Annotated in this window: 2 protein-coding genes; both read right to left on the bottom strand. The window is 72.5% G+C overall.

Annotation, left to right across the window (positions count from 1 at the left end; all coding sequences use genetic code 11):
- Positions 1–3988: SDR family NAD(P)-dependent oxidoreductase (locus tag DB30_RS38175; protein WP_146662513.1), on the bottom strand; the 3988-nt coding region annotated here is incomplete at its 3' end.
- A complete protein-coding gene (locus tag DB30_RS38170; RefSeq protein ID WP_240480421.1) occupies positions 3985–14316 on the bottom strand; it encodes an SDR family NAD(P)-dependent oxidoreductase in 10332 nt (3443 codons plus the stop codon). The genes DB30_RS38175 and DB30_RS38170, both read right to left, overlap by 4 nt.
- Positions 14317–14379: the final 63 nt, after the last annotated feature.

Genomic DNA, 14379 nt, shown 5'->3' with positions numbered 1-14379 from the left:
TGAGCGCGACGAGCTGGACCTCGGACCCAACGAGCGCGCGCTCGAACACCCGCGCGCAGGCGTGGGCGTCGAGGGGCTCGAGGCCCAGCTCCCGACGCATGCGCCGACGGCTGGCCGCGGACACCTGCATGCCGCCGACGTCGAGCGCGGGCCAGTTGATCGCGCAGGTGGACCCGGACCGGCGTCCGGCGTGACGCTGGGAGTCGCGGTGGGCCGCGAAGTGATCGAGAAAGGCGTTGGCGTAGGCGTAGGCGACCTGGCCGGGGTTGCCAAACACGCTGGCGATCGAGGAGCACAACACAAAGTGGCGCAGCGGAAGATCGGCGCTGGCCTGATCGAGGTGCAGCGCGCCCAGGCGCTTGACCCCGATCACCTGCTCGAGCTCTGGCTCGGTCTTGTCGAGCAGCCGGCCGTCAGCGAGGACGCCGGCGCAGTGCAAGATCCCGTCGAGGCCCCCGCGGCTGGTGCACGCGGCGACGAGCGCGGCGACGGCGTCTGGGTCGCGCAGGTCGCAGCGCTGGTAGTCGGCGCTGGCCCCAAGCGCCCGCAGCTGGGCGAGCTTGGCCGCGATCTCGGGGTCGAGCTCGGAGCGCCCACACAGCAGCAGGCGGGCGCCGTCGCGTCGCGCGAGGTGGCGGGCGAGGGTGAAGCCCAGCCCGCCAGCGCCGCCCGTGATCAGCCAGCTGCGCGCGGCTGTGTCGGTTGGGTCGTCCGCTTGGATCGCCGCACGCTCGGCCAGCGAGGGCGCCCAGCGTTGGTCTGCGCTGTACTCGACGCGCACCTCGGGGCCGCCGTCCTGCCACTCGCTGGCGAGCCGCGCGACGATCGCTTCGGTGGTGTCGTCGTTGTTGTCGAGGGTGAGGACCCGGCCGGAGAACCCGGTCCACTCTCCGCGCAGCGAGGCAAACGCGGCCGCGAGCGCGAGATGATCGGGCTGGGCTTGGTGTGACCACGACAGCAGCCGCAGCGAGCTCGGGGACCCGGCGCGAGCTTGCAGCGCCTTGAGCAGGCGCAGGATCAGGCGCGGGTGGGCGGCGAGGCTGTTCGCTGTTGCGGGGGGCTGGGCGAGGTCATCGTGGAGACCGTCGAGGATCAGCTGGGGCAGCGCCCCGGCAGCATCGAGGCGGTCCACGAGCGCCTCGACGCTCCCGACTGGATCGATCACGAAGCGCCCCGCGTCGAGCGCCTCGAAGCTCGCTCCTGGGGCCACCTGGATCCACTCGACCTCCGGGTGGGCGGCTCGCAAGCCGGCAGTGAGCTGCGGCTTGGCGCACAGGACCCAGCCCAGCTGCGGCGCGGCCAGTGTGGGGGTCGCCGGCCGGGCCTCGCAGGTGACGCCCGAGATCGCGATCGAGCTTGGCGCCGCAGCCACGCCAGGGTCGGCGCGCGGGCGCAGCTTCAACCCATGGACCTCGGCGATGACGCGACCGCCCGGCTCGGCCACGCGCAGGTCAAAGCCGAGCGCGGAGTCAGCTTGGGTCTGCACGTGGACCCACGCCGTGGCTGTCGCGGCGCCCAGGATCTGCACGCGCTCGATCGTGTGCGGAATCAACAGCGCGCCGGCCTCGGCGTTGGCCAGCGCGAACACGGACTGAAAGCCAGCGTCGAGCAGGGCCGCCCACGTCGTCGCGTGTGGCGGCGGCGGCGTCTCGGGGCCGAGCTGAACGAGGCACTCGCCCTCGCCCACCCACAGCGCCCGCAGCAAGCGAAACGCCGGCCCGTAGGCGATCCCGGCCGCGGCGAAGTGGACGTAGGGATCGAACGCGCCCTCGACCCGACGACAGCGAGCCTGCAGCGCGACGAGATCCAAGCGCGGGCCGGCGGCGCTGTCGAGCGCTGTATCGGGCGTACCCAGGCGGGCCCGCGCCCGGGTCTGGCCGTCCGCGATCAGCTCGATCTTGGATCCGTCGACCCGGCGCAGCTCGAGCTCGAGGTCCGCGCCGGGCTTGGGCTGCAGCGGCGCGAGCAGCTCGAGCTGCTCGATCGTGCGGTCGGGGACTCGCTCGCGGAGCAGGTCGATCACGGCCGCAGCCGGCAACATCGCGCGACCGTGGATCTGGTGCTCGCGCAGGCGCCAGTCGTTCGCGTGAATGTGCACGTGAGAACGCGGGGGGACGGCTGCGAGGTTCTCCTCGTCGATGTCGATCCAGTAGCGCTCACGGGCGAACGGATAGGTGGGCAGCGAGATGCGTCGCGGCGGCCCGGGGTACAGCCGCGACCACTGCGGCTCCCCGCCAAGGGTCCACCACCGGCCCCAGTCCAACAGCGCGGCGGCGTCTAGACCCGGGCCGAGCGAGGTCGTTGGCGCCGGGCCGCGATCGTGGGCCCGGACTTGGTGGGCGCAGACCAGCTGCGGCGGGTCTTCGCCAGCGATGAACGCAGCGATCGCCCGCGCCAGCGCGGGGGCCGAAGCCGCGACAACAGCGAGGCGCGCGGCCATGGGCTCACGGCCAACCGCGAGCGTGTAGCAGGTCCGGCCAAGCTCGCGGGCGGCCTCGCTGTCGACCTCGAGCTGCGCCCGCATGTTGGCCGCGACGGCGATCAGCCGCTCATGGGTGCGGGCCGAGAGCAGCAACAAATACGGGCCCTGAATCGCTGGATCGAGAGCCGCGAGGGGATCGTGGCTCTCCTCGATCACGAGGTGGGCGTTGGCGCCGCCCGCCCCGAACGAGCTCAGCCCGGCGCGCAGCGGCTGCTCGACGCCGTCGAGGGTTGGCCGGGTCCAGGCCCGCGCCGCGTGGACCAGCTCGAAGGTCGAGCCCGCGAACGCGATCCGGTGGTTGGGTGGATCGGCGTTGATCGTCGGCGCCAAGGTGCGGTGGCGCAGCTGCAAGAGCACCCGCGTGAGCCCGCAGACGCCCGCGGCGGACTCGAGGTGGCCGACGTTGGCCTTGATCGATCCGAGCGCGCGGACGGGCTGGCTCGAGCTGCCAAACACCAGGTTCAAGCCAGCGACCTCGATCGGATCACCGAGGGCGGTGCCGGTCCCGTGGGCCTCGACGTAGCTGATTGACTGGGGATCCACGCGCGCGCGGTCCAGCGCCTCGCGCACGCAGGCGGCCTGGGCGTTGGGGTTGGGCACGGTGTAGCCCGAGGTCTTGCCGCCCGCGTTGAGCGAGCTCCCACGGATCACCCCCCAGACGTGATCACGCTCGGCCAGCGCGCGCGCCAGCGGGCGCAGGACCACCGCGCCGGCGCCCTCACCATCGACGAAGCCGTCGGCGCCCTCCCCAAAGCTGCGGCAGTGTCCCTGCGGCGAGAGCATGCCAACACCGCACAGCCCGATCAGCTGCAGCGGGTGGGTGATCAGGTTGACGCCGCCGGCGATCGCAAGCTCGCACTCACCGTGACGCAGGCTCTCGCAGGCCAGGTGGATCGCGGTCAACGAGGCGCTGCAGGCCGTGTCCACGCCCAGGCTCGGGCCCCGGAAATTGCACAGATAGGACAGGCGATTGGCGATCGACCACAGGGCGGAGCGGGCCCCGGTCGTGACCCCGCGCGCCCACGCGTTGGCGCCGAGGCTGGCGTAGCCGTTGTTCATCGCGCCAACGAAGACGCCGACCCGATCGTCGCGCGCGGCCAAGCTAGAAGGCGGATGCCCAGCGTCCTCGAGCGCCGCCCAAGCGACCTCGAGGAACACCCGCTCTTGCGGGTCCATGCTCCGAGCCTCGCGCGGCGAGATGTTGAAGAACAGCGGATCGAACTTGTCGGCGTCCTCGAGCACGCCGCAGCGCGCGGTGTAGAGCTGGCCCTCGCTGCTGGGATCGGGGTCGTACCAGCGCCGCCAGTCGAAGCGGTCGAGCGGGAGCTCCGAGATCGACTCGCGGCCGGCGAGCAAGTTGGCCCACAGGTGATCGAGCGTGGGTGCCTCGGGGTAGCGCCCGGCGAGGCCAACGATCGCTATCTCATCGCCGCGTAGATCGGTCGGGCTCGCGCGCAGCAGCTTGGCGAGCACGCTGCGCTTCTTGTTCACGAGTGCGTCGCTCATCGTGCTGGGCTCCCGTCGGGTGGGGTCTGGCGCAGGGTGGTCTCGAGGCGCGCGAGCAGGGCGTCGAGCTGGGCCTCGGACATGCCCTCGAGCACGCGGTCGGCGAGGTCGCCCGCGGGCGACGGTGGCGGTGGGTCGGCCTGGGTCTGCGAGCTGGGCGAGGCCGGCTCGGCTGCGTGGGTCGTGGCTTCGTGTGGGGGCTCGTGCGGCGGCTCGCCCAGCACCGCGCGCAAGGCCGGCGCGAACCCCCGCGCGAGCGCGTCTGTCAGCGCAGACAGGGTGGGGTTCTCGAACAACAGCGTCGACGGCAGGGGACCGAGGGTGCGCTCGAGCTCACGGACGAGCTCCATCCCGACGAGGCTGTCGACCCCGTAGATCTCGAAGGTCGCCCGCGGATCAAAGCTGTCGGCGTCGAGCTTCAGGACCCGGGCGAAGGTGTCGCGCAGCCAGTCGAGCAGGGCGTCTGGGTCGACCTGGTCGGGCGCGACTGGATCCACCGCGTGATCGACCGGAGCCGGGCGCGGCGCGGGGCTCGGGGCTCGCTCGACAGTGGGCGTGGGCGCAGCCGCGACCGCGATCACGCCATCGCTGTGACTCACGATCACGCTCTGGACCAGCTGCGCGGGCGCGAGCCCCGGGAGCCCAAGCGTCTGCACCTCGCCCAAACCCTCTTGCGCGAGCAGCTCCCGCCACATCGAGGCGCTCAACAGCGGCGCGTGAGGCAGGCGCCAGTGTGGATCTTCGAACGACCACCAGCCCGGCGTCATGCCGAAGGTGAGGGTTGCGAAGGCTTGGGTGGCGACGGTCTCGAGCAAGATCAGCGCGCCGCCTGGACGCAGCGCGGACTTGAGCCGGGCCACGGACGCGGCGAGGTCGCGGGTCGCATGCACGACGTTGGCCGCGAGCACGACATCGACGCTGCCGAGCTCCACGCCTTGCGCGGCGAGGTCACGCTCGAGGTCGAGGTTAGCGAAGCGCGCGAACGGATAGCGCGCCCCGAAGCTGCGCTCGCCATGGCGGACGAAGCCGGTCGAGACGTCTGTGTACAGGTACTCGACGACCTCGGCGTGGGGGCGCAGGGCCTCGAGGGTCGCCGCGCTCGTGCCTCCGGTGCCGGCCCCGATCTCGAGCACCCGCACCCGCCCGGGCGCCGCGGCGCGTCGCTGCCGGACCGCGGCCTCGACCGCCGCCGCGCTCAGCTGGTTGTGATAGTCCGCGATCGTGTCGCCCTTGTAGATGCCCTCGACGAGGGCCATGGACCCGCTCGGGAACATCACCTCGGTGGCCGTCGCCGCGCCGCTCAGGATCGCCGGGCTGGCCCCCACGCAGACATCGAGCAGGCGCACGTGCGGGCGCAGCTCGGGGTAGCGGTCGGCCAGCGCCTCGCTGTCGCAGGCGTGGATCAGCGCGTCGACGCTGGGGTCGACGCGGAGCGCTCCGTCGACGCGGCGCAGCGCCCCGGCCTCACACATGAGCTCGACGAACGCGGCCCACACGGGCGCGTGCGGATCGGTGACGGCCAAGCGCGCGGCCGCTCGCGCGGGGTCGAAGTGCGCGCCCACTTCGGGCAACACGCCGCGCTCGCGCAGGACCGTCAGCAGCCGCGCGCTCGCGTGGTTGTTGAGCGCGCGGGCGCTCTCACGCGCCCGCGCGAGGGTCTTGGCTGCGAGCGGGGGCGCTGTCACACGCGGCGTCCCAACGACAGCGCCGGCCTGATCGGGGGCCGCGATCACGCTCAGGGTCCAGCGCGCTTCGATGCCCATGCGCGCGAGCAGCCACGGCTCGGCGTCGAGCACGAGCAGCTGGGTGGGAGGGGCGCCGAGCACCTGGGTGATCGCGCGCAGGCCCTGGGCCGGCGTGATCGCCCGGATCCCGCGCGCGGCCAGGCGCCGACGATAGCGCTCGTCCTTGACGGCGCCGACCGAGCCCCAGTAGCCCCAGTTGATGATCCGTGTTGGGATCTGTCCGGCGGCCGCGACCGCCCGCGCGAGCGCGTCTTCGAAGGTGCAGGCCGCCGCGTAGTTGGCCTGGCCGACGTCGGTCGAGAACGACTGACCCGAGGAGAAGAACAGCAGCCAGTCGAGCTCGAGGCCCGCGCACGCCGACACCAGCTCCACGCTGCCTTGCACCTTGGGGGACAGCGCGCGCAGCAGCAGGGCCTCGTCCATCCGCTCGAGCGACTCGTCGCACAGATCCATGGCCGAGTGCACGACGCCGTGCAGGCCCCCAAACCGGCCGACCGCGACCGACACGGCCGCGGCGATCGAGCCAGGCTGGGCTGCGTCCGCGCGCAGGTACACGACCTCGCCGCCAAGCGCCTCGAGCTCGGCGAGCGCGGCCTGCAGCGCCGCGTCGGGCTCGCGGCGGCCAACCAGCGCCACCCGTGCGCGGTGGGTGGCGAGCTCGCGGGCCATGCTCAGGCCCAGGCCGCCGCTGCCGCCGAGGATCAGGTACGCGCCGCCGGATCGGTAGCACGGGTGGGCATCCGGCCCGCGCTTGGGCAAGCTGATCGCTTCGAGCGAGCGCGCATACCAAGCGCCGCCGCGCAGCACCCAATAGCCGAGGGTTGCCGGGCCCGCGGACAGCAGCGCTGCGACCTCCAGCGACTCGTTGGCGACGGGGACACCCGCGGCCCCGATCCCGGGATCGAGATCGAGCAGCTTGACCTGCCAGTTGGGGCGCTCGCGGGCGAGCGAGCCAACGAGCCCGTGGAGGGCCGCGTCGTCGGGGCTGGGCGGCGTGTGGTCCAGCGAGTGGACGCCAAAGCTCGCCACGCTCAGGTGCAGCGGCTCGCGCTCGAACCCCTCGGCGAGCAGCACCTTCACCAGCCGAAACAGCGCCAGGGCCCGCTGTGTCGCTCGCTCGCCCAGCTCGTCGCCCGGCTCGTCGCCAGCTCGGGCGCCCGCGCCGACCACCACCACGTGAGCGGGCCGCGGGAGCCCGCGCAGGCAGGCCTGGATGTCGTCTCGCGCGAAGGTGCTGGCCGTCAACACGCTGACCTCGTCGACCTGCTGGGCGAGGGCGCTGATCAACGGGTGCCGCTCGTCGATCGCAACGATCCAGACCGGGCCCTCAACGGTCGCGCCGAGCTCGGGGCTTGGGACGCGTCGCCAGCGTGGGCGGAAGAACAAGCCGTCGGTTCGCGCGGACGCGACTTCTTGGGTGGGGGGAGACGCGATCGCGGTGGGGGGAGACGCGATCGCGGTGGGGGGAGACGCGACCTCCTGGGCGGGTGGCGGCGCTTCGGGGATCCAGTGGCGCGCGCGGTCGAACGGGTAGCCCGGCACCGACAGCCGGCGCAGGTCGGGGCCAGTGAACAGCGCGTGGAGATCGTGGAGCTCACCGCGTGTCCAGCTGTGGGCGATCGTCGCGAGCCCGGCGTCGCTGAAGCCCGAGGCCGCCAAGCCGGCACCCGTACCGCCGCCGAGGCGCCGACGCAGCTGCTCGACGGTCCCGCGCACGGCCGCGCCGCCGCCGGCCAACCACCGCCCGAGCTCGAGCTCGAGCTCCGCCACGCTCTGCACGACCACCGCCAGGCGCTCCGCGAAGGCCTCGCGCCCGATCGCGAGGGTGAACGCCAGATCGCGCAGCCGGACCGCGGGGTTGCGTCGCAGCCACGCCTGCAGCTGCGTGGCCTGGCGCGTCAGCGCCTCGGAGGTCCGCGCCGAGAGCACGACGAGCTGCGGGCCCACGCTTGGCTCTGGCGCGCGCGCGTCGACCTGCAGGTGCTCCTCGAGCACCACGTGGGCGTTCGCGCCACCGAAGCCAAACGAACTGACACCCGCGCGCCGCGGCTGCTCATGTCCCGCGGCGTCCCGCGAGCGCGGCCAGGCCTGCGGAGCTTGGGCGATGTGCAGCGACGATCCAGCCAGCGAGATGTAGCGGTTGAGCGCCTCGAACGCGAAGTTGCCCGGGAGGTGTCCGTGGCGCATCGCAAGCAGCACGCTCAGCACGCCAGCGATGCCCGCGGCCGCCTCGAGGTGCCCAATGTAGGTCTTGACCGAGCCCACGCCGATGCGCGCGGTGCCGCTGTCAGCGAAGCTCGCGAGCGCCTTCTCGATCGCGTTGATCTCGATCGGATCGCCGAGCGGGGTCCCGGTCCCGTGCGCTTCGATGTAGTCGAGCATGTCCGGCGTCAGGCCGGCGCGGGTCCACGCGTCGATCAGCAGCGCCGACTGGGCCCCAGGGTTGGGCGCGGTCAACGATTTGGCGCGGCCGCCATGGTTCTGGGCGCAGGCGCGGATCACAGCGTGGACCGTGTCGCCGTCAGCCAGCGCGCGGGACAGCGGCTTGAGCAGCACCGCGCCAACCCCCTCGCCGCGCACGTAGCCGTCGGCGCCCTCCTCGAAGCTGCGACAGCGACCGCTTGGGCTGAGCATCCCCGCCCGCGCGAACGCGATGAACATGCTCGGGCTGAGCAGCGTGTTGACGCCGCCCGCGATCGCCATGTCGGCGGTGCCCGAACGGATCGCGTCGACGCCCTGCATGATCGCCACGAGCGAGCTCGAGCAGGCGGTGTCAACGGGCGCGCTCGGGCCCCGAAGATCGAGCAGGAACGAGACCCGGTTGGCAAGGATGCTGTGGGTCATCCCCGTCGAGTTGTGGGCGCCGATCGAGCCCGCGGCCTGCTTGACCAGCTCGGCGTAGTCGAGGCCAGCGACGCCGACGTAGAGCGCGGTGCGGGTGCCTGCCAGGTCCGAGGGGCGATGGCCGGCGTCCTCGATGCAGTGCCACACGCACTGGAGGATCAGCCGCTGCTGGGGATCCATGAGCTCGGCCTCGCGCGGCGAGATGCCGAAGAAGGGCGCGTCAAAGCGATCGACGTCGGGCATGAACCCGCCAAACCGGGTCCGCTCGCGCTGGTCGGGATCGAGGGCGCTGGCCCGCCAGTCCCAGCGCGCGGCGGGGATCTCGGAGATGAGGTTCCGGCCCTCACACAGGGCGTCCCAGAACGCGTCGAGATCGGCGCAACCGGGCAGCATGCCGCTCATGCCGACGATCGCGATCGGATCCGCCTCGCCAGGGATCGCCGGGGTCGCCCGCGCGGGGCTCGGGGTCGGCGAGGGCTGCTCGGGAGCCGGCGCGGGGGTTGAGGCCCGCGCGGGGACCGGGGCGCGCACGCCCGCGCTGTGCATGTGGGTTGCGAGCGCCGCGAGGGACTCGAACTCGAACATGATCGCGGGCGTGAAGGTCGTGGCAAATTCCTGGTTCAGCTGGTTGGCCAGGTCGGTGAGCTTGAGCGAGTCAAAGCCGAACTCCGAGAGTTCGTCGTGGATCTCGATCTCGCCAAGCTCGAGGCCGACCAGCTCCGCGACCAGCTCGCGCAGGCGCAGGCCGAGGGCGTGGACGTCACCGGTCGCGAGGTCGCGCGCGTCACCGGTCGCGAGGTCGCGCGCGTCACCGGTCGCCGAGGTGGGGGTGGGCGTCACTTCGGGTGAACGCGGGGGCGGCAGCGCGTCGGCGGTGGGGGTCGCGGGGTGGCTGAGCGCGCGCGCGAGGGCCCGCAGATCAACCTGCTGCATCAGGCTCGTCGGCGTGTGGACGCCGCCAAACCGGGCTTCTAGGCGCTGTCCGAGCGCCGTCAGGCTCAGCGGGTCGAAGCTGAGCTCGGCCAGCGGATCGTCGAGGCTGACCTCGGAGGGATCGAGCCCGAGCTCGGCGACCACAGCCGCGAGCACGAACGCCTCGGCCTCGTCGCGGGCGTGGCTCGAGGGCATGTCCTCACCGACGATCCCCAAGGTCTGACGCAGCCGCGCGCTGTCGCCGTAGACCGGCATCGTCGCGCTCGTGCGGGCACCGAGCGCCCGCAGCAGGGTGTCGCAGCCCAGCGCGTCGTCGAGCGGCGAGAGTCCCATGGTCCGCGTCAGCAGCAGCTCGGTCGAGGCGTCCACGCCGATCCCGGCGCGCCACAGCGACCAGTCGATCGAGCGGGTCAGGCCGTGGCACAGGCCGAGCTGTCGGCGTCGCTCGCGATCTTCAGCGAAGCCGTCCAGCCACGCGTTGGCGTAGGCGTAGACCGCCTGCCCGGGGTTTCCAAACACGCCGGACATCGACGCGCAGAGGATCATCCAGTCGAGCGGATCGGCGCCGATGACCGCGTCGAGCGAGCGGGCCCCGTCGGTCTTGGCGGCCAAGATCTGCGTGAGCTCGGCGTGCGTCTGATCGGCGACGCGGGCGTCGTGCGTGACCCCGGCGGCGTGAATGATCCCGTGCAGGGCACCGAAGCGGGCTCGGGTGTGGGCGACCACGCGCTCGACCGCCGCATGTTGGCTGACGTCGCAGGCGAGGTACGCGGCCTGACCCCCGAGCGCGGTGATCGACGCCAGCAGCTCGGCGATCGCGGCGTCGGCAGGTCGGCGGCCGCACAACATCAGGCGGGCGCCGCAGCTGTGGGCGAGGTGACGCGCGAACGCTGCCCCCAGCCCGCCCGCGCCCCCGGTGATCAGGTACACGCCGCCCGGTCGGGTGTGGGTCGCACGAACCGGCGGTGCGACGGCGACGATCCGACGCAGCTGCCGCTGCCCACCCACGTAGCGCCGCTCCTCGCTGGCTTGGGGCGCTGGCGAGGCCTGCAGCTCGTTGGCGACATGCGCCGCCCAGGGCGTGTCCACGTCTTGCAGGCCCAGCGAGGCGACGTCGAGGCCGACACACTCGGCGCGGAGCGAGCGAAGAAACGCGGCTTGGGCCCGCGCGGCCAGCTGTGGCCGCTCGGCCTGCTCGACGAACACCGCGAGCAGCCGCAGCCGTCGGCGACGATCAAACACGCGCGCACGCACCAGCGCCTGGGCGAGCGAGAACAACCCCTCCAGCGCGCGGCTGTCATCGCGCGCGGGCGGCCACGCGTAGACCACGGCCGCGAGCGCGCCCGACTCGTGCACGAGCGCCCGGAGCCGATCTTCGGTCGCGTCAGGCCACGCGACCAGCTCGCGGTTCAGGGCGTCGCGCAGGGCCAGGCGTTGGGCCTCGCTCGCGCCAACGAGCAGCACCGGGCCAGGCGGCAGCGGCTCGACCTGTGCGGGCGCCGGCTGCCACTGCGCCTCGCACCACACCAGCGACGCGGGGCTTGGCTGCGGTTGGGCGCTTGGCTGGGCGAGGCGCCGAACGTGGAGACCACGAATGACCACCATCGCCTCGCCCCGGGGGTCGTCGACGCGGACCCCAAAGCGCTCGACGTCGCGGGGCCCGTCAGCTTGCTCGCGCGCCACCTGGACATGACAGGCGCCCCGCAGCGGCGCGTGGAAATCGACGGCGTCGAGCATGAAGGGCACGTGGGGACCGGCGCCGCTCGCTTCCGTGGGGCGGTTGGTGGGGTGGTCGGCGGCCGCGTGACGCTGGGCCAGCGCCAACCCAAACAAGGTCTGCAGCGCGCCGTCGAGCAGCGCGGGCGAGATCTGCAGGCGGGTGTCGTGCTGGGCCTCACCGGCGGGCGCGAGCTGGGCGAAGGCTTGGCTGGGTGTCGCCGACAGCTCGCGGATCACCTGAAACGAGGGGCCGTAGCTCAGGCCCAAGTCGGCGAAGATCCGATAGAGCGCGTCGCCAGCCGGGAGCGCGGGGTGAGCCTGGGCCGCAGCGAGATCCCGCGGCGCGACGGCCTGCGCCGCCTCCCACTCGATCCGTCCACGCGCGTGCAGCTCGGTGCCCGCGGGGCCGCGGGCATGAATCGCGAAGTTGCCCGCGTCGGGATCGTGTCGCCAGCAAAACACCACCTCGTGCCCGGCCTCGCTGACGGTGAGCGGGCGCAGCCACACGAGCTCACGAATGCCGCCAACCCGTCGGGCCTCGAGCAGCTCCGCGGCCGCGCGCGCGAGCTCGATGTAGGCCGCGCCCGGCAAGATCCGGCGCCCGCCCACGCGGTGCTCGTTGAGCAGCCAGCGACTTGGCGCGAGGGCCATCGCGACCGCCCGCTGGCCCTCGTGCTCGGTGATCGTCAGGGTCATCACCGAGGGCGCGGGCTCGCTCGACTCGACGTGGGTTGGCGTGGGCGTGGGCGTGGGCGTGGGCGTGGGCGGGGGCGCTGCCGGGGCCTCGGGGATCCAACATCGCAGCGCCCGCAGCGGGTGGGTCGGGAGCGTGACGGGCGTCGGCGGTGGCTGTCCGAGCAGCCCGGCCCACGGCAGCCGCGCGCCGTGAACGAACGCGTCGGCGAGCGACGCCAGCCCGGCGCGCAGCGTCGCAGGATCTGGCTCGCGGCTGAGCGCCTCGCAGCGGCGGAGCAGCTCGGCGTCGTCGCCCGAGCGGCCGGCGGGCTCGCGCCGCAGGTTGCGGAACGCAGCCCCGCTGCGATCACCCGCGATGAACTGCTGGATCGCGCCGCGCAATTGCGCGAGCGAGCTGGCCACGAACGCGGCGCGAACTGGGAACTCGCTGCGGCCATTTTGCAGGGTCCAGGCCACGCTCCCGGGCGACAGCGCGGACGCGGCCAAGAACGCGTCGAAGCTGGCCAGCATCTGTTCGAGCGCCGCCACCGTCCGCGCGCTGAATGGAAACAGATAGGCCGCGCGGCTCGGCGCCGGTCGAACGCAGCCCGCGGGCGGCTCCTCGATGACCAGGTGCGCGTTGGTTCCGCTCATCCCAAACCCGCTGATCGCAGCGCGCAGCGGGCCGGGGGCCGTCCACGGCCGTCGCGTGTCGTTGACGACCAAGGGGCTGGCCGCGAAGTCGATGTGGCGGTTGGGCTGCTCGAAGTGCAGCGAGGCCGGCAAGCTGCGGTGGCGCAGCGCGAGCAGGACCTTGTGGACGCTGGCGATCCCCGAAGCGATCGCCGCGTGACCGATGTTGGTCTTCACCGAGCCGATCGTGCAGCCGGACTCGCTGACCCCGTGCTGTCGCCAGGTGTTGGTCAGCGCCTCGAACTCGATCGGATCCCCCAGCGAGGTCCCGGTGCCGTGGGTCTCGATGTAGCTGATCGACGCGGGATCGATGTTGAAGTCGCGATAGACGCCAAGCTCGAGCCGGGTCTGCGAGACCGCGCTCGGGGCTGTGATCCCGTTGCTGCGCCCGTCTTGATTGATGCCCGAGGCCCGAATCACGCCGTGGATCCGATCCCCATCGCGCAGCGCCGCGTCGAGGGCCTTGAGCATGACCAGGCCGACCCCCTCGCCGTGCACGAAGCCGTCGGCGCGATCGTCGAAGGCCCGGCAGACGCCCGCGCGCGACAACATCCCGGCCTGCGCGGCGAACCTGTAGAAGGCTGGGTGGAGCAAGAAGCTGGCGCCCGCCAACATCAGCTCGGACTCGCCCGCGCGGATCCGCTGGCAGGCCAAGTGGATCGCCGTGAGCGCGGACGAGCAGGCCGTGTTGAGCACGATGCTCGGGCCCGAGAGGTTGAGGAAGTAGGCCACCCGCGCCGCGATCACGGAGCTGTCGTTGCCCCACAGCGCCTGCGGCTCGTGCACGCCCGCCGCGACCAAGCGATCGCGGTAGTCACCGTCCATGCCGCCCGCGATCACGCCGCAGTCCGACTCCGCGAGGCGCTGGGCCGAGTAGCCAGCGTCCTCGATCGTTCGCCAGGCCTGCTCGAGGAACAGGCGCTGCTCGGGCGCGCTCTGCTCGGCCTCGGCGTGGCTGAAGCGAAAGAAGGCCGGGTCGAAGGCGTCGATGTGATCGATGAAGCCGCCGACCTTGCAGTACGAGCGCAGCTTGTCGGTCCCCGTGGGATCGTAGAAGTCATCGAGCGCCCAGCGGGTCGGCGGGACCTCTCGCACGGCGCAGCGGCCATCCGCGAGCAGCTGCCAGTAGGCGTCGAGATCGGGGGCGTCGGGGTAGCGGCCGGACATCCCGATGATCGCCACGTCGCGACCGGCAGGCGGAGCTGAGGGCAGGCTGACAGCGCGGCTCGGCGCGGGCGCGGGCGCGGTCGGTTGCGCGGTCGTGATCGGTTGCGCGGTCGTGATCGGTTGCGCGGTCGTGATCGGTTGCGCGGTGGGTTGCGGTTGGGCGGTCGTGATCGGTTGCGCGGTCGTGATCGGTTGCGCGGTCGTGATCGGTTGCGCGGTGGGTTGCGGTTGCGCGGTGGGTTGCGGTTGCGCGGTGGGTTGCGGTTGCGCGGTCGTGATCGCTCGCGCGGGGACGGGCGGCGACGCTGCAGCTCGCGGCGCCGATGCTTGGCGCGCGACAAACTCGGGCAGCGCGTCGATGTGCGCGACGAGATCCTCGAGGTTGGCGTAGTCGTACAGGATCGTCGTCCGCAGCCGCAGATCCAAGCGCCGGTTGATCGCGGTGACCATCTCGATGCCTGTGAGCGAGTCGAGCCCGTAGTCCGCGAACGCCCGCTCGCGATCGAGCCTGCCAGGCGCGATCGAGAGCGCCGTGGCCAGACAATCGCTCACGACCGCGTCGCAGCTCGACGCGGCGGCCGGCTGCGGGCGGGCCCGACTCGGCGCGGCCGCTTG

The organism is Enhygromyxa salina (genome assembly GCF_000737335.2).
Classification (GTDB): Bacteria; Myxococcota_A; Polyangia; order Nannocystales; family Nannocystaceae; genus Plesiocystis; species Plesiocystis salina_C.
This window is presented reverse-complemented; position numbering and strand designations above follow the sequence as displayed.